Below are 16,186 nucleotides of genomic sequence, written 5' to 3' on the forward strand. Positions count from 1 at the left end.
TTCGCCCGTGTCAGGCGCTGTGCCTGAACTCAGCCGGCGAGCCGGCATCACGTGTATGCCGGCCAAGGGCTTCCAGCAGGGCTTCCCGCGAGACCGGTTTCGCGATGACGCCGGTCATTCCAGCGGCCACATACTCGTTGATATGAGTTTGCATTACATTGGCCGTCACCGCATAGACCGGCACGGCGGAGCGTCCTGCGGCCGCTTCCCGTTCGCGCAGCTGCCGGGTCGCGGTGATCCCGTCGAGAACGGGCATCTGGGAGTCCATCAGGACCAGATCGAAATCCCCGCTTGCGAGTGCGTCGAGCGCCTGCTGGCCGTCCTCCACCATGACGAGAGCCTCGGTGACATCGGCCAGCAAGGCCTTGAGCACCATGCGATTGGTCAGATTGTCGTCCGCTGCGAGCACGCGCAGACGCTGGCCGTGCAGGGCGGTGTCGCACAGGACCGACTGGCAGCCGCAATCCAGCATGGGCGCGGTGACATCGGCCGGATCCACACGCAGGCGGACGCGGAAAGTCGAACCGGTGCCCGGCGTGCTGTCGACGCCGATCTCGCCAGCCATCAGTTCGCACAGGCGCCGGCAGATCGCCAGTCCCAGCCCCGTGCCGCCAAAGGTGCGGGCCGTTCCGGGGCCGGCCTGGGTGAAGGGCTGGAAGAGGCGTCCGATTTCCGGCGCTGCGATGCCGATCCCGGTATCGCGGACGGTGATCAGGACGTCCCGTCCAGATGAGCTGGCGGCGTGCTGACAGTCGATTTCGACGCGAACTTCGCCCTCGGCGGTAAACTTGATGGCATTGGACACCAGATTGTTCAGGATCTGGCTGATCCGGACCGGGTCACCGATCAGGTCCTCCCGGGCCCCCTCGCTCAGCGCGATGGAGAAACAGACCCCTTTTTGCCGGGCCGCAGGGCCGTAGAGCGCGTCCACCGTTCCGGCGACGTCGGCGAGATTGAAGCGCGTGGCCTCGATCGCCAGCTTGCCGGCTTCGATCTTCGACAGATCCAGCACATCATTGACCAGGCGCAGCAACAGCCGGCCGGACCGGGCAAGTGTCTCGGCCTGCCGTTTGTGGGCTTCGGGAATGTCCGCCTGTTCCAGCGCCTGTGCCATGCCGAGCACGGCGTTCATGGGCGTACGGATTTCGTGGCTCATGCCGGCCAGAAAATCAGATTTGGCGCGGTTTGCGGCGTCGGCGTTCTGGCGGGCTCTGTCGAGCGCCCGGCCGGCGCCTTCCAGCTCATGCTGGATGACGGATGCAGCGATCCCCACGCCCAGCGTCAGGATAACCAGAACCACAGTTATCCATCCTACCTGATAGGCAGAAATGTCATTCTCGAAGGGATTCTCGATCAAGCTGCCCGTTCCCCCGGCTGCATAGAGGGCCAGAATTGTCAGGCTGCACAGCAGCGCGGCGGCAAAGCCGGATCTGTGTCCGATCAGAAAAGCGGCCGGTACGGGAAGTCCGACCAGATAGATAGCTGCGGGATGGGACATGCCGCCGACTGTGCTGATCAGGCCGGTCACGAGTAGGTACAGGGCAATGCACAGTGCGACGGCCGCCGGTTTTACAAGCCGGGGGAAGCGCGCAATGAAGGGGATCGACAATGCACTTACAGGAACGATCAATCCGGCGCAGGATTGAATGGGGTATGTGTCGATGTTCTCGGCGAAATTCAGGGCCCCGGCAAAGCCCCCAAATCCCGCCACGGTGATCGCCACTATATTGAGCATCCGCTCGCGCGCTGCGCGCAAGACATCACCGTCGCGAACCGGTGGCCAAACGAGTTCCCTCAGCATTCCCACGGCACCCGGCTCCCCCACCGACTTCCCTGTGTCCTCGTGTTGCGCATTATGGCGGCAGGACGCTGCAAATGGATTAACGATGACAGACTTGATGCCCGCTTCCGGCACCTTTGGGCCGGATCGAATTCACCGTTTGCCGGTACGTGTCTATTATGAGGACACCGACTTTTCCGGCATCGTCTACCATGCGCGCTACCTGCACTTCTTCGAGCGCGGGCGAACGGAAAGCCTGCGCGCCATCGGCATTCACCACTCCGAACTGGCCGCTGCCGATGAGCCGCTCGCCTTCGCGGTCCGCCGGATGAATGTCGAATTCGAGCGGGCGGCCCGGGTCGATGACATCCTGATTGTTGAAACGCTGTACCGGCCGCAAAAAGGCGCGCGTCTGATGATCGATCAGCGCATTCGCCGCGAAGCCGAAACAATCGCGTCTGCTGCAGTCCAGGCTGTGTGCATCGATCCGTCCGGGCGGGCGAAGCGGCCGCCGCGATCTATGGCCGAACTTTGGGCCGGCTATGTTCTGCCCGAGGCGGCTCCCTGGCCAGCACACTGAATTCCTAAATTCGGGCAGGGGCTTGCCGCATAGCAGCAATGACCGTTAAGGTTGCGCAAAAGGGAGCCCCGGTTGGACGAAGGACAAGACAAACAGACAGACAAGTCTGGTCGCCCGCCCAATTTCGGCTTTTCCGTCACCCGTGTTCTGCAGGACGGGCCGGATACTTTCGTGAAAGCCGTTCATGAGCCTGAAGGCGGTGCCGATGCGTGGCTGACGATGAGCCTGATCCGCACCGATGACAGCGGTCTGATGTCGGTGCGCCGGCAGATTTCCGTAAGTCTGGTCTGTGAGGAGCGGATTGTTTCGGCGATGGCAGCTTATGCCATTCCGAACGGGCCGCAGGAAAACACCGAGACCAGCCGGACCCAGGTGCGCGGGTTTATCGACGCCGTAATGGCCGGTGCGGACCGGGCAGCGCTCGAGCCCTTTATTGATCGCGTCGCCTTCGATCTCCCGCGGACCGGGCCGAGCGGCGATCGGGAAAGGCTGGACCAGCTCATTGCCCGGCGTGGGCCGCGCGGTGCGGTGCGTTATCACGGGATCGATGATTTGATCGCGGAAGGGGATTTCGTCGCAGTCTTCTCGTGTTTCGACGATGCGGGTCAGAATTTCAGGGCTTGCGACCTGTTCCGTCTGGCCGGCGGGATGATTGTGGAACACTGGGACGCGATCCAGCCTGTCGCCTCGCACACGGTGGCCCATAACGACGAGTCCTGATCGCTGTTCAGATGTGCTATTCCTCCCGAAATTCGCCTTAATCGCTGTGCATAGCGGGCCGGACCGCAGGACCGGGTAGCCGTCAGGCACTCAATATGCATGGTGTCATACCGGTTTAGTCTCGCCGCGTCGGAACGGAGCGGCCGATCCAGAGGGTAGGTTCATGGAATCGAGTGTCGTCGAGGTTGCGCATGCCGTCGAAGGGTTCAGCTTCTATGCGCTCTTCATGCGCGCCGACTGGGTAGTCAAAAGCGTGATGGGCATTCTCGCCTTCATGTCTGTCTGGTCCTGGGCCATTGCCATCGACAAAGCCTTTTACCTGCGCGGCCTGCACGCCAAGGCCCGCCATTTCGAGCGCGAATTCTGGGCTGGCCGCTCGCTCGACGCGCTGACCGACCAGTTTGCAAAGAACCCCAAGGAACCTTTCTCGCGTGTTTTCGCGGCTGGGCTGCGCGAATGGAATGGCGACAATGCCGGTGGCCGTGTCTCGAAGGCAGCCGGAGCCGAAGCCGGCCGGCAGATGACGAATACCGAGGGCGGGCTGGGCATTCTGGCGACGATCGCCTCGGCAGCGCCCTTCATCGGCCTGTTCGGTACGGTCTGGGGCATCATGAATGCTTTCCGCTCGATCGCCGCATCGCAGGACACCAATCTTGCCGTCGTCGCGCCCGGTATCGCCGAGGCCCTGTTCGCGACCGCGCTCGGCCTTCTGGCGGCTGTGCCCGCCGTGATCTTCTTCAACGCCCTGTCCGCCAATCTGGCCAAATATGGCGCCCGGCTGGACGGTTTCGTCGACGAGCTGTCGGCGCTGGCCGAGCGGGATGGGGACTAGTCGATGGCCGTCTCTCTCGACAGCGGCGGATCCGGTCGCGGCCGCGCCCGCTGGAAGCCCAAGGCGGAAATCAACGTCACGCCCTTCGTCGATGTGATGCTGGTGCTGCTGATCGTCTTCATGATCACGGCGCCTCTGCTGACCGTCGGTGTGCCGGTGGACCTGCCCGAAACCGAAGCGCGCAACCTCCCGTCCGGCGAGGAGCCGTTGACCATCACCATCACGGCCGAGGGCGGGATTTTCCTGCAGGAAACCGAAGTCGAGCTCGCAGAGCTGGCGCCGCGCCTGCGCGCCATTGCGGGCACCGGCTATGAAAGCCGCATCTTCATCCGGGCGGACAATGGTGCGGCCTATGGCGAAGTGGCGCGTGTGATGGCCAATATCAACGCCGCGGGCTTCACCAATCTGGGCCTGGTGACGGATCCGATCGAGCGGTAGCGGAGCCATCCGTGCGAGGTCTTGTTCTCTCCCTCTTCGTACATGCCGGCATTCTGGCGGCGGGGCTGGTCTATTTGCCCCGGGCCGCTCAGGTGTTCGAGAACACGCCGATCGTGCCGATCGAACTGGTTACGGTTTCCGACGTGACCAATGTGCGCGCGGCGGCTCCGGAGCCGGAACCGGTTGAGGAAGAGCCGGCGGAAGAAGAGACCGTCGAGGACGCGATCGAGACCCCGCCGCCTGCACCCGAGCCGGAACCGGAGCCCGAACCCGAGCCGGAACCCATCGCTCCGGAACCCGAAGCCGAACCAGAGCCCGAGCCGGAACCGGTTGAGGAAGAACCCGAGCCGGAGCCCGAGCCGCAGCCCGAGCCGCAGCCCGAGCCGCAGCCCGAGCCGGAACCCGTGCGCCGCGAACCGCCGCGCCCGGCTGAGCCGTCGCTGGAGGACATGCTGGGCAATATCGAGCGCCAGGTCGCCCAAAGCCGCGACCAGGGCACGCCCGACACCGGCGAGCGCCGCCGCTCCGCCGGCGACGGGGAGCAGATGACGGCGACGTTGCAGGACATGCTGCAGAGCCATCTGGCGCGCTGCTGGCGCAATTCGCTCGACGCGCCCGACCCGGACGAACTGGCCGTGCGCATCGTGTTCAGCCTGGACCGCAATGGCGAGCTGACGAGCCCGCCGCGCCTGGTCGATCAGGCGCGCGTGCTCAACTCGCCCAACCCCTATCTCCGCGTCGCGGGCGAACGGGCCTTGCGGGCCGCGAGCCAATGTGCGCCCTATCCCTTGCCTCCGGAGCATTATTCGCAATGGCGTCAAATTGAGGTCAATTTCGCGCCGTCCTTATACAGCCGCTGATCGATCAGACTGGAGTTTTGCCGCATGAGCCGACTAATCGCCGTCTTCACCGCCGCTCTGGCCAGCCTGGCGTTCGCGGGACTGGCCATGGCCCAGGAGCCGCTGCGCGTCGATGTGACCCGCGGCAATCTCGACCCCCTGCCGATCGCGCTGCCGGACTTTGTCGGCTCGAGCGATGAGGCGGCCGCGCGCGGCGCGGATATCACCCGGGTCGTCACCAATGACCTGGCCTCTTCAGGCCTGTTCGCGCCGGTCGATCAGGCGGCCTATATCGAGGATATCGAGAATATCGATCTGCGCCCGCGCTTTTCCGACTGGCGGGTGATCGACGCCTCGGCGCTTCTGGTCGGCAGTGTGACGATCCAGGAGGATGGCCGGCTCGTTGTCGCCTTCCGTCTCTGGGACACGCGTCTGGAAGAACAGCTTCTGGGCCTGCAATACCGCACGGCACCGGAAAACTGGCGCCGCGTCGCGCACCGTGTCGCCGACGAGGTCTATGAGCGCCTGACCGGTGAAGAAGGCTATTTCAACACGCGCATTGTCTATGTGTCCGAAGGCCGCGGGTCCGATGGTGAGCCGCTGCGTCAGCTCGCCTGGATGGACCAGGACGGCGCCAACCCGTCCTTCCTGACAGACCGCTCCTACATGGCGCTGCTGCCGAACTATTCCCCGAACTCGCAGGAAATCACCTATGTGTCCTTCCTGAACGGCCAGGCCACCACCTATCTCTACGATCTGGAGACCGGTCGCCAGGAAGCGCTCTTCTCCTCGGCCATGCGCCAGGCGGGTATCAATCCGGACGGCCAGAGCCTGTCGGCGCGTTTCTCGCCGGACGGCGAACGGCTCGCCGTGTCGATCCAGGGGCGGTCGGGCCATGATGTCCACCTGTTCGACCTGCGCACGCGCAATCTGACCCAGCTGACCCAGCACCCGGCCGACGATGTGGAACCCTCCTTTGCGCCGGATGGCGAGCGGATCGTGTTCTCCTCGTCGCGCGGCGGCGGGTCCCAGCTCTACACCATGAATGTCAACGGCACGGACGTGCAGCGCATCACTTTCGGTGACGGCATCTACACGACACCTGTCTGGTCGCCGCGGGGTGATCTGATCGCCTTCACCAAGCAGAGCGGCGGGACCTTCTCGCTGGGTGTTGTACGCGCCGACGGTTCGGGCATCGAGCGCATCCTGTTCGAGGGTTATTTCGTCGATACGCCGGCCTGGTCGCCGAACGGACGTGTCCTGCTGTTCACGCGCGGGGAACCGCGCTCGGACGGTACGCGTTACGAAATCTGGAGTATCGATCTGGCGGGATTCAATCTGCGGCGGCTGGCAACGGGCGGAATGGCCTCCGACCCAGCGTGGTCGCCCTTGATCGAGTAATCGGTTTCCGCTTAACGTCTTCGCCGAGCGGCGCCAGTTGGGGGAGCCGCAGGCGCAACCGTGTCACGCGTGTCGTGAACAGAGTAGGCCAGTGCTCATTTCGGGGCTGGTCGGATGAGGGTGTAACATCATGAAAATCAAACTGCTTGCCATTGCAGCGCTCGGCGCTTTCGCGACCGCTTGCGCATCGACCCCGCCGGCGGAAGATACCACGCCGGTCGAGCCGCCGCGCTCGGTCGAGCCGGCCGATACCGGTTCCAGCCAGCCTGCCGGCCCGATTCCGGGCACGACGGCGCATTTCGTCCAGACCGCGGGCGACCGCGTCTTCTTCGACCTGGACCGCAATGATCTCACGGCTGAAGGCCGCGAGACCCTGCGCCGCCAGGCCGCCTGGCTCGCCAGCTATCCGGATGCCCGCATCCTGATCGCCGGCAATTGTGACGAGCGCGGCACGCGCGAGTACAACCTGGCTCTTGGCGCCCGTCGCGCCAATGCCGCCCGGTCCTATCTGGTCAGCCAGGGCGTCGATCCGTCGCGGATCTCCACGACGTCCTACGGCAAGGAACGTCCGAGCTGCACGCAGTCGGGCGAACGCTGCTGGGCGATCAACCGCAATGCGACCACGTCGATCGTCGGCAGCGGCTACACCAACTAGGTGACGCGCTGACCGCAAGCATTCCGGCGCCCGCGGCAGGACCTGTCGCGGGCGTCTGCTTGTCCGGGGGCGCAGACCGTCCCGGACGCCGTAATTTTGCCGCGCTCGTCACTATGGTGCCTTCCATGATCAAGACACTCTGCCTGTCCGCCCTGTCTGCCGCCCTTCTGGTTGCGGCGCCCGCCCATTCCCAGTCCCGCCGCGAACTGGCCGAACGGCTCGATGCCGTGGAAGCCCGGATCGCCGATGTCGAGACCTCGTCGATGGCCGGCGACCCCGTCGCCGAAACCCTGCTGCGCCGGCTCGACGAGCTGGACTACCAGATGCGCGAGCTGACCAGCGAAACCGAGCGGCTGAACTTCGAGAACCGCCAGCTGCGCAGCCAGGTCGAAGCGCTGCAGGCCCAGCTCGACCGTCGCGGCCGCGCGCCCGGCGGGTATGACGGCATGGATGGCGGTCCTGACGCTGCGGGCGCCGAGGGCGTCGACCGCGGCGATCTCGACGAAGACGCTGTCGCCTGGATGAGCGAAGGCCTGGACGAGGCCGGTCAAAGCGGCCGCGACATTGCCGTGGTTGATCCCGATGATCCCTATGCCGAGGCGCGTGCTGAAGCGACGGGCGTGCTGGGGGCGCCGTCGGGCCGCCCGGCCGGCGCGCTGTCCGGCGATGCGCGCGCGCCTTCCGCGCCGGATCCGGAAACCCTCTATGGCGCTGCCCGCGACAAGTTGCTGGAAGGCGATTTCGGCGGCGCCCAGGTCGATTTCGAGCAGTTCGTGAACGCCTATCCCGATCACGCCCGCACCGGCGAGGCCTGGTACTGGCTGGGCGAGACCTTCTTCGTGCGCTCCGACTTCACCGGCGCGGCCGACGCCTATATCGCGGCGCTGCGGACCGAGCCGAATGGCGAAAAGGCGCCCGATGCCCTGGTGCGTCTGGCCGCCTCGCTGAACGGAATGGGCCGGCGGGCGGATGCCTGCGGCACGCTGCAGCGGTTCGACAGCCAATTCCCCGACGCATCTGCGGCCTCGCGCGCCCGGGCCTCCCGCGAGGCGGTTCGCGCCGGCTGCTGATCCCGCATGGCGGGCGATCCGGCGGCGGCTGTCGGCGACTGGCTCGACCGGCATGCGCCGCCCGGGCCGCTGGCGATCGCGTGTTCCGGCGGCAGTGACTCGCTGGCCCTCCTGCTGGCGGCGAGCCGCTGGGCGGGACGGGCCGGCCGCACGCTTCACGTCCTGACGGTCGATCATGGCCTGCGCCGCGAAAGCACCGGCGAGGCCGCCTTCGTCATCCGCCGCGCCGAAGCGCTGGGGCATGACGCGCAATGTCTCGTCTGGACCGGCCCCAAACCGGCCAGCGGTCTCCAGCAAGCTGCACGCCAGGCCCGCCATCATCTTCTGGTCCGGGCCGGCAGGGAGGCCGGGGCGAGGGGGCTCCTTCTCGCCCATACACGCGACGACCAGGCCGAAACCCTCGCCATGCGGCTCGCGGCCGGCGGCGGCTGGCGCGGGGCTGCCGCCATGCGCCCGGTCGTGCCGTCCCCGGTCTGGCCAGACGGTCGGAATATCATTCTGTGCCGCCCGCTGCTCACGATGCGCCGGCAGGCGCTGAGGGATTGGCTGACCGGGCAGGGCGAGCGCTGGGTCGAGGACCCCTCTAATGCCGACACCCATTACACGCGCGTACGCATCCGCCAGCATCTCGCGGCTCTGGAAGCGGCCGGTCTCGATATTTCCCGGCTGTCTCAGCTCGCGGGCGACCTTGCAGGCCTGCGCGACGCCGAACTGCGAACGGCGGCCCGTCTCGCGGCGCAAGCCTGCGCGCTTCTGCCCTGGGGCGGGATGAGGATCGATCCCGATCCTCTCAACGCGGCGGCACCGGTGATCCGCCGCGCCGTGCTGGAAGCCGCCGTGCTGGCCGTGTCCGGGCGGGAAAGCCTGCCGGGCCGGCGCGCGATCGACCGGCTTTCCGCGGCCGTGAGTACGGGAAGACGGGTGACAGCAGGCGGGGTCATGCTGGCGCCCTGGCAGGACCGCACCTGGCTGGTGCGCGATCCGGGTGCCGTTACCGGCCGGGTCGACCGGCCGGGCATTGGCAGTCTCGATACCGACGATGTCTGGGATGGCCGTTTCGCTGTCAAAGGCCTTAGCGCCGGCTTGAATGCCGGACCGCTGGGCCGGACATATGATGGCCTTGATCGGCGTGATATACTCGACCCAATTCCCGGCTTTGCCCGGCCGGGCCTTCTGGCCGTGCGCGAAGGCGGACGTGAAGAAGGTAACGTCGTCGCGCTGGCGGGCGTGCCGGGCAGCCAGGACAGCCGAGTGCAGATCGAACCGCTCCAGGCGCACAGATTTTGCACCCGGCTTCTATCGGCCGCTCCGGCGGTATGGTTTGATACAGATTGACGCAGCGGCGTGTTACCCGGCCCTCAGGCGCCGGACCGGTCGCGGCTTTATACCGCGGCACCGGCTGGAAAGATGGCTCCGCAATGCCCATATATCGGTCGTGTACGGCCGAAACTTGAACGGAACTGACGCATGCAAATGAGAAATCTCGCGATCTGGGCCCTGGTCTTCGTGCTGCTGCTGGCGCTGTTCCAGCTGCTGCAGAATTCCTCCGACCCCGCGACGCCTTCCAGCGAGGTCACCTATTCGCAATTCCTCAACCGAGTGGAGCGCGACGAGATTTCCCAGGCGACCATCCAGGGCGATACGATCCGGGCGCAGACCGCGACCGGCCAGACGATCATTGCCACCCTGCCGCCGCAGGATAATGACACCGTCCGCATCCTGCGCGAGAACGATGTCGATATCCGCGTGCAGGAAGCGAACCAGGACGGCAATTTCCTGGTGACGATGCTGATCAACTGGTTCCCCTTCCTGCTGCTGATCGGGGTGTGGATCTTCTTCATGCGCCAGATGCAGGGCGGCGGACGCGGCGGTGCCATGGGTTTCGGAAAGTCCAAGGCGCGTCTCCTGACCGAGCATCACGGCCGCAAGACCTTTGACGATGTCGCCGGTGTCGACGAGGCGAAGGACGAGCTGCAGGAAGTCGTCGAATACCTCAAGGATCCGTCGAAATTCCAGCGCCTGGGCGGCAAGATTCCCAAAGGCGCGCTGCTGGTCGGTCCTCCGGGTACCGGTAAGACGCTGCTCGCCCGTGCTGTCGCCGGCGAAGCGAATGTGCCCTTCTTCACCATTTCCGGTTCCGACTTCGTGGAAATGTTCGTCGGTGTCGGTGCGTCCCGCGTGCGCGACATGTTCGAGCAGGCCAAGAAGAACGCGCCCTGCATCATCTTCATCGACGAGATCGACGCCGTCGGCCGTTCGCGCGGCGCCGGCCTGGGCGGCGGCAATGACGAGCGCGAGCAGACGCTGAACCAGCTCCTGGTCGAGATGGACGGGTTTGAGTCGAATGAGGGCATCATCCTGATCGCCGCAACCAACCGTCCCGACGTGCTGGATCCGGCGCTGCTGCGACCGGGCCGTTTCGACCGCCAGGTCGTGGTGCCCAATCCGGACATCACCGGCCGCGAGAAGATCGTGAAAGTCCACATGCGCGACGTGCCGCTGGCCTCCGATGTGGATCCCAAGGTTATCGCGCGCGGTACGCCGGGCTTTTCCGGCGCCGACCTCGCCAATCTGGTGAACGAGGCTGCGCTGCTGGCTGCGCGCCGCAACAAGCGACTTGTCTCCATGCAGGAGTTCGAGGACGCCAAGGACAAGGTCATGATGGGGCCGGAACGCCGCTCCATGGTCATGTCCGAGAAGGAAAAGCAGCTCACCGCCTATCACGAGTCCGGTCACGCCATCGTGGCGCTGAACGTGCCGTCGGCCGATCCGGTCCACAAGGCGACGATCATCCCGCGCGGCCGCGCGCTGGGCATGGTCATGCAGCTGCCGGAAGGCGACAAGATGTCGATGACGCACGAGGAAATGACCTCGCGTCTGGCCATCATGATGGGCGGCCGCGTTGCCGAGGAAATGAAGTTCGGCAAGGAAAAGGTGACGTCCGGTGCGGCGTCCGACATCCAGCAGGCGACCCGTCTGGCCAAGGCGATGGTCACCCAGTGGGGCTTCTCCGACGAGCTGGGTCCGATCGACTATGCCGACAATCAGGGCGAGGTCTTCCTGGGTCAGCAATTGGTGCAGAGCAAGTCTGTCTCGGGCACCACGGCCCGCAAGATCGAGGAAGAGGTTCGCGGTCTTGTCCAGGCCGGCATGGATGAGGCGCGCCGCATCCTGACCGAGAAGCGCAAGGACTGGGAAACCCTGTCTGAAGGGCTGCTGGAATACGAGACCCTTTCCGGTGCCGAGATCAACGACCTGCTCAACGGCAAGCCGCCGAGCCGTCCGGAAGACGATCCCACCCCGCCGCCGAGCGCGCCGACCAGCGCCGTGCCGACGACGGATGAAGGTCCGGAAACCGGACCGGAACCGCAGGGCGCCTGATCGCGCCTCTGTGTGAACGAAAAACGGAAAGCCCGGACCCGCAAGGTTCCGGGCTTTTTCTTTCCGGCACTATCCGCGACTGTGTGCAAGCCAACGGCTCCGCACGCGCCGGGCGCCGGAGGTTCGGGCATTGCAGACGACCCGCCGGGGGTATCTGGTACTTAATATGGGCACGCGAAGTCCCGGAGGATCGTCTGCAACCCGGTGAAGCGGATTAAGCCGCGGGACGATCGCTTCCCGCGTCAGCGCCACCCGGTCCTGCGCGCCTGTGCACCGGCGTCACCGGACCGTGGAGGCAGTATAGGCGAGGCTGAGGGGGCGGGGATAAGTCGCCGGATATCCCCGGGGTGCCGGGTTCCGGCTTTTTGAGCGGTCGCATTTTCGAACCGCAGAACCGGTTCCCACTATTGCTGAAAATGGGGGTTCTTGGCGGGCGCATTTTCGAACCGCAAAACCGGTTCCCACTTTTGCTGAAAATGCTTCAGGCCAGGCGGTCGAGGATCGGACAATCCGGCCGGTCGTCGCCGCGGCAGGCCGTGACCAGATGCGCCAGCTCGTCACGCAGGGCGGCCAGCTGGCGCTGCTTTTCCTCGATCTCTTCAAGGTGCGCCGCCGCAATGGCGCGGACATCGGCGCTCGACCGGCTCTTGTCCTCGTAGAGGCTCAGCAATCCGCGGCATTCCTCGATGGAGAAGCCGAAATCACGGGCGCGGCGCACGAAGGCCAGCTTGCGGACCGCCGCTTCGTCATAGCGCCGATAGCCCGTTTCCGTCCGGTCCGGCGCTTCGACCAGGCCGATATCGGCATAATAGCGCACGGTTTTTACGGGCAGTCCGGCGGCCCTGGCAGCGCTTCCGATATTCATGCGGCGATGCCCTTGACTCTCCAGCTACAGGAAAGATTAGGTCGTGCGGCAGTTGATGTAAACCGGAGACCATCATCATGACTGCGACCTCCCTTGCCCGGCCGGGCTTCTGGCAGCGTGCCCCTCTGTGGGGCCGGGCCTCGAAGAATACCGCCTGGTGTCTGCTGGGCTGTTCCATCGGCGATTTCGGCACGATCGCCTTCTTCCAGGCTACGGGCATTCCCTGGCCGACCATGGCGATCATGAGCCTGGCCATCGTCAACGGTCTGCTCACCTCCATCGCGCTGGAGACTTTCATCCTGTCGCGTCAGATGGTCCTGAAGACCGCCTTCCGGACCGCCATCGGCATGTCCTTCATCTCCATGATCGCCATGGAGGCCGTGATGAATACGGTGGATGTGCTGCTGACGGGCGGTGCCAAGCTGACCTGGTGGGTGCTGCCCATCATGCTGCTGGCCGGCTTTCTGGCGCCCTTGCCCTATAATTACTGGCGCCTCGCCGCGCTGGGGAAGAGCTGCCACTAATCGCGGCTAGAGCGGTTCCTTCGCCAGACCGTGCCCGCCCGCGGGCGCGGTCTCGGCGATCCGCTCCATGCCCGCGATCAACGGCCGGCCGCGGGCGATCGCCTGCTGAACCGAGGGCAGGTCCAGCGAGGCGCGGTGGCTCTCCGCATTGTCCCACACCTCGGTGATCCAGATCGTGCTGGCCTCCTGCGGATCGCGTGCGACGACATAGCTGAAACAGCCCGGCATGCTGGCCATGCCCTCCAGCAGGATATCGACCAGCGCATCGCGCTGCCCCTCCGCCGCAATGAATTTACCGATCAGCCCGTACATGTGCGTGTCCCCTTTGCGCTGAAAGCACGCTAGCAAGGTTAAGGGGGACGGTCCAAACACCTTCTCCCTGGGGAGAAGGTGCCCGAAGGGCGGATGAGGGGGAAATCCCGGTCCTGGCGCTCGGAACGCCGGGGCTGGTGTCTTCCCCCTCTCCCTCGATCCCTCTCCCCAGGGAGAGGGAGGATGTTGTACCGCTGTCGGCGCGCGTCCTTAGATCGCCACCTCGCCGGCCGGATCGCGCATGTTGTAGCTGGACGCCATGACGCGGCCATAGGCGCCGCCATTGGCGATCAGCATGACATCGCCTTCCTGCGTTTCCGGCATCAGGCGCTGGGCGCCCAGACGGTCGGCGGTTTCGCAGATCGGACCGACAATATCGGCGATCCAGGCGGCGTCTTCGTCGAGCCGGGTGAGATTGACGATCTCGTGCCGCGCGCCGTAGAGCGCCGGCCGGATCAGCGAGTTCATACCGGTATTCAGGCCGATAAAGCGCGCATCCGGGGTCTGTTTGAGCTGGGTCACCCGGGCGAGCAGCACGCCGGCTTCCGCCGAGATATAGCGGCCCGGCTCGATCCACAGCTGGTATTGCGGATGGGCGGTCTTGAGATCACCCAGCACCGCGTCCAGCGCGGCCATGTCGATGCGGCGCACGCCCGAGGCTTCGTCGACCGACAGGCCGCCGCCCAGATCGAGGATTTCCACGTCCGGCATCGAGCGTGCCGTCTCCACCAGGAAGAGGCCGACCCGCCGCCAGTGATCCGGGTCGGAAATGCCCGAACCGGAATGCACGTGCAGGCCGTTGACGATCGCGCCAGCCTGGGCGGCGAGGGTGCGCGCCTCGTCCAGCTCGTCGGCATGCAGGCCGAACTTGGCTTCCGGCCCGGCGGTGCGGACATGCTTGTGATGGCCTTCCGGGCGCTGGGGATTGATCCGCAGCGTGATCTTGCGGCCCTTGAAGATCTCCGGCCAGGCGCGCAGCGGGTGCAGCCCGTCCAGCGTGACGTGCACGCCCAGTTCCAGCGCCTCGGCATATTCCGCTTTCGGCGCGAAGTTCGGCGTGAACAGGATGCGGTCGGCCTCTAGGCCCGGCACCGCCTCACGGGCCGCGCGGACCTCGTTGATCGAGACGCATTCCACGCCCAGGCCCGCGGCCACGGCCGTGCGGATCATGTCCGGATGGCCGTTCGCCTTCATCGCATACCAGCCGCGATCGAGATGCTTCAGCCCGGACACCGCTTCGGCGCGCGTGCGCACGGTTTCCAGGTCGTAGACATAGACCGCCCCGTCGGCCGGGCAGAGATCGAGCAGCGCCTGGCGCTTGGTGCGCCACCAGGTGCCGGCACCGGCCGGAGCCGCCCCGGTCAGGTTCTCGCCGATTTCCCGCCAGGACGGACCAAAAGTCTTGTCGCGCGGTTTCGGCTGGATCAGCTGGTCGTGCAGGCGGCGGCAGAGCGGCCGGCCCTGATCGCCATCCACCACGACAGTGAGGTTGAGATCATTGGCGGCCTGGGAGACCAGCCGCACCGGATAGTGGGCAAAGGCTTCCATCGCCGGGCCCATCTGGGCGAGCAGGGCGCGCACGCCGCGGCCGACCATCGAGACGGCAGCACAATCCTCGATCAGTTTGACGCTGGCGATCTGCGACAGCTCGTCCTCCAGTGCACCGAGCACGTCCGGCGTCAGGCCCGGATCATCGTCCAGCGACACCGTGACCGAGGTCTCCGAGGTGGAGACGAGGTCGATCGACACGCCATGGCGCGAGAAGGGCTCGAAGGCCCGCGCCAGGAAGCCGGAAGCGCGCCACATGCCGTCGGTCTCCAGCGTGATCAGACGCACACCGTGCTTCACCGACACCGCCTTCATGCGCGGCGTGTCTTCGGACGGGGTGGCCGAGATCGTCGTGCCGGTCATCTCCGGCCGGTGCGTGCACAGCACCTGCATCTCGATACCGGCGCGGCGCACCGGGCCGATGGCGCGCGGGTGCAGCACGCCGGCACCCATCGAGGCCAGTTCCTGCGCTTCCTCATAGGCGAGCGAGCGGATCTGGCGGGCGGCGCCCGTCAGACGCGGATCGGCCGAGAAGAAGCCGGGTACGTCGGTCCAGATCTCGATACGCTCGGCGCCCAGCTTGGCGGCGAAATAGCTCGCCGAGGTGTCCGAGCCGCCGCGGCCCAGAAGGGCCGTGTCGCCATCCTCGCGCCGGGCGATGAAGCCCTGGGTGATAATCACCGGCGGCAGGTCCGCCAGCGTGCGCTGCAGATGCGCGTCGGCATCGAAGGGACAATCGCAGGCCAGATAGCCGCGGGCCCCGGGGGCGTGGGCGGCGGTCAGATGGTCGCGCGCATCCAGCCAGGCCGAGGCCACGCCTTCACGCGCCAGCCAGGCCTGGCCCAGCGTCGTCGCCATCAGCTCGCCCTGGGCCATGATGCGCGCCTTCAGGCGCGGTGACACATCGCCGGTCAGCGACAGGCCGGCGCGCAGCCGGTCCAGCGCCTCGAAATACGGCGCAAGCAGAACCTCGCCCTCGACCCCCAGCTCGCTCGCCAGCGCCAGATGGCGCGCCTTGATCGCGTCGAGCTCGGCCTCGCCTTCACCGGCGACCGCACGGGTCACCAGCGTGTCGAGCAGGTCGGAGATCGTCGCGACGGCCGAATGGACGACGAAGACCCGTTTGCCTTCCGCCTGCACATCGGCGATCCGTTTGGAGATAACACGCCAGTCCGCCAGCGATTTGACGCTGGTGCCGCCGAATTTCAGTACGACCCAGTTCTGCGTGTTGCTCATAGTTG

At 65.9% G+C, this 16,186-nt stretch carries 15 protein-coding genes; 11 read left to right on the forward strand and 4 right to left on the reverse strand.

Translation table 11 applies throughout. The features are described from left to right. Positions 1-10 precede the first annotated feature (10 nt). Positions 11-1,756 (reverse strand): ATP-binding protein, encoded by a 1,746-nt coding sequence (locus ACXAJV_RS03230; protein WP_475081866.1) that lies wholly within the window; start codon positions 1,754-1,756, stop codon positions 11-13. 184 nt (positions 1,757-1,940) lie between these two features. Here ACXAJV_RS03230 and ybgC point away from each other — a divergent pair, with 184 nt between their 5' ends. The 10 genes from ybgC (at position 1,941) to ftsH (ending at position 11,696) form a co-directional block, all read left to right on the forward strand. Next, positions 1,941-2,360 (forward strand): tol-pal system-associated acyl-CoA thioesterase, encoded by a 420-nt coding sequence (gene ybgC / locus ACXAJV_RS03235; RefSeq protein WP_475081868.1) that lies wholly within the window; start codon positions 1,941-1,943, stop codon positions 2,358-2,360. A 171-nt stretch (positions 2,361-2,531) separates the two neighbouring features. Further along, positions 2,532-3,080: a nuclear transport factor 2 family protein gene (locus ACXAJV_RS03240; RefSeq protein ID WP_475081870.1), complete on the forward strand. Its 549-nt coding sequence runs from the start codon at positions 2,532-2,534 to the stop codon at positions 3,078-3,080. 163 nt (positions 3,081-3,243) lie between these two features. Further along, positions 3,244-3,912 carry a protein TolQ gene (tolQ, locus tag ACXAJV_RS03245; RefSeq protein WP_475081872.1) on the forward strand — a complete coding sequence of 223 codons (669 nt, stop codon included), beginning with the start codon at positions 3,244-3,246 and terminating at the stop codon, positions 3,910-3,912. Positions 3,913-3,915: 3 nt separating this feature from the next. Next, a complete protein-coding gene (locus tag ACXAJV_RS03250) occupies positions 3,916-4,350 on the forward strand; it encodes an ExbD/TolR family protein (protein ID WP_475081874.1) in 435 nt (144 codons plus the stop codon). 11 nt (positions 4,351-4,361) lie between these two features. Then, entirely contained in the window at positions 4,362-5,210 is an 849-nt protein-coding gene (locus ACXAJV_RS03255) for a hypothetical protein (RefSeq protein WP_475081876.1), read from the forward strand. A gap of 24 nt (positions 5,211-5,234) precedes the next feature. Continuing rightward, the gene (tolB, locus tag ACXAJV_RS03260) at positions 5,235-6,590 is read left to right on the forward strand and encodes a Tol-Pal system beta propeller repeat protein TolB (protein ID WP_475081877.1); all 1,356 of its coding nucleotides are present in this window, start codon (positions 5,235-5,237) and stop codon (positions 6,588-6,590) included. 130 nt (positions 6,591-6,720) lie between these two features. Continuing rightward, on the forward strand, positions 6,721-7,245 hold the full coding sequence (gene pal, locus ACXAJV_RS03265) for a peptidoglycan-associated lipoprotein Pal (RefSeq protein WP_475081880.1): 525 nt from the start codon (positions 6,721-6,723) through the stop codon (positions 7,243-7,245). Between the two features lie 125 nt (positions 7,246-7,370). Continuing rightward, positions 7,371-8,315, forward strand: a complete 945-nt coding sequence (gene ybgF / locus ACXAJV_RS03270) for a tol-pal system protein YbgF (RefSeq protein ID WP_475081882.1) — start codon at positions 7,371-7,373, stop codon at positions 8,313-8,315. Between the two features lie 6 nt (positions 8,316-8,321). After that, positions 8,322-9,650, forward strand: coding sequence for a tRNA lysidine(34) synthetase TilS (gene tilS / locus ACXAJV_RS03275; protein WP_475081885.1), 1,329 nt, complete (start codon positions 8,322-8,324; stop codon positions 9,648-9,650). A 132-nt stretch (positions 9,651-9,782) separates the two neighbouring features. Further along, a complete protein-coding gene (ftsH, locus tag ACXAJV_RS03280) occupies positions 9,783-11,696 on the forward strand; it encodes an ATP-dependent zinc metalloprotease FtsH (RefSeq protein ID WP_475081888.1) in 1,914 nt (637 codons plus the stop codon). 481 nt (positions 11,697-12,177) lie between these two features. On the opposite strand, the gene cueR is transcribed toward ftsH, so the two are convergent. Next, positions 12,178-12,561, reverse strand: coding sequence for a Cu(I)-responsive transcriptional regulator (cueR, locus tag ACXAJV_RS03285; RefSeq protein WP_475081891.1), 384 nt, complete (start codon positions 12,559-12,561; stop codon positions 12,178-12,180). Between the two features lie 77 nt (positions 12,562-12,638). On the opposite strand from cueR, the gene ACXAJV_RS03290 reads away from it, so the two are divergent. After that, a complete protein-coding gene (locus tag ACXAJV_RS03290) occupies positions 12,639-13,085 on the forward strand; it encodes a DUF4396 domain-containing protein (RefSeq protein ID WP_475081893.1) in 447 nt (148 codons plus the stop codon). Positions 13,086-13,091: 6 nt separating this feature from the next. Here the strand turns inward: ACXAJV_RS03290 and ACXAJV_RS03295 are convergent, their stop codons facing one another. Together ACXAJV_RS03295 and ACXAJV_RS03300 are read right to left on the reverse strand one after the other, a co-directional pair. Continuing rightward, positions 13,092-13,397: a putative quinol monooxygenase gene (locus tag ACXAJV_RS03295; RefSeq protein WP_475081894.1), complete on the reverse strand. Its 306-nt coding sequence runs from the start codon at positions 13,395-13,397 to the stop codon at positions 13,092-13,094. A gap of 210 nt (positions 13,398-13,607) precedes the next feature. Beyond that, positions 13,608-16,181: a bifunctional aspartate kinase/diaminopimelate decarboxylase gene (locus tag ACXAJV_RS03300; RefSeq protein WP_475081897.1), complete on the reverse strand. Its 2,574-nt coding sequence runs from the start codon at positions 16,179-16,181 to the stop codon at positions 13,608-13,610. Between the last annotated feature and the right edge of the window lie 5 nt (positions 16,182-16,186).

The sequence above is a fragment of the Maricaulis sp. ABE4_448 genome (assembly GCF_056160825.1).

Excerpts from the sequence above, each read along its gene's own strand:
- tolQ (WP_475081872.1), top strand. The coding sequence starts at position 3,244 with ATGGAATCGAGTGTCGTCGAGGTTGCGCATGCCGTCGAAGGGTTCAGC.
- ACXAJV_RS03250 (WP_475081874.1), top strand. The coding sequence starts at position 3,916 with ATGGCCGTCTCTCTCGACAGCGGCGGATCCGGTCGCGGCCGCGCCCGC.
- tolB (WP_475081877.1), top strand. The coding sequence starts at position 5,235 with ATGAGCCGACTAATCGCCGTCTTCACCGCCGCTCTGGCCAGCCTGGCG.
- pal (WP_475081880.1), top strand. The coding sequence starts at position 6,721 with ATGAAAATCAAACTGCTTGCCATTGCAGCGCTCGGCGCTTTCGCGACC.
- ybgF (WP_475081882.1), top strand. The coding sequence starts at position 7,371 with ATGATCAAGACACTCTGCCTGTCCGCCCTGTCTGCCGCCCTTCTGGTT.
- tilS (WP_475081885.1), top strand. The coding sequence starts at position 8,322 with ATGGCGGGCGATCCGGCGGCGGCTGTCGGCGACTGGCTCGACCGGCAT.
- ftsH (WP_475081888.1), top strand. The coding sequence starts at position 9,783 with ATGCAAATGAGAAATCTCGCGATCTGGGCCCTGGTCTTCGTGCTGCTG.
- cueR (WP_475081891.1), bottom strand. The coding sequence starts at position 12,561 with ATGAATATCGGAAGCGCTGCCAGGGCCGCCGGACTGCCCGTAAAAACC.
- ACXAJV_RS03290 (WP_475081893.1), top strand. The coding sequence starts at position 12,639 with ATGACTGCGACCTCCCTTGCCCGGCCGGGCTTCTGGCAGCGTGCCCCT.
- ACXAJV_RS03295 (WP_475081894.1), bottom strand. The coding sequence starts at position 13,397 with ATGTACGGGCTGATCGGTAAATTCATTGCGGCGGAGGGGCAGCGCGAT.
- ACXAJV_RS03300 (WP_475081897.1), bottom strand. The coding sequence starts at position 16,181 with ATGAGCAACACGCAGAACTGGGTCGTACTGAAATTCGGCGGCACCAGC.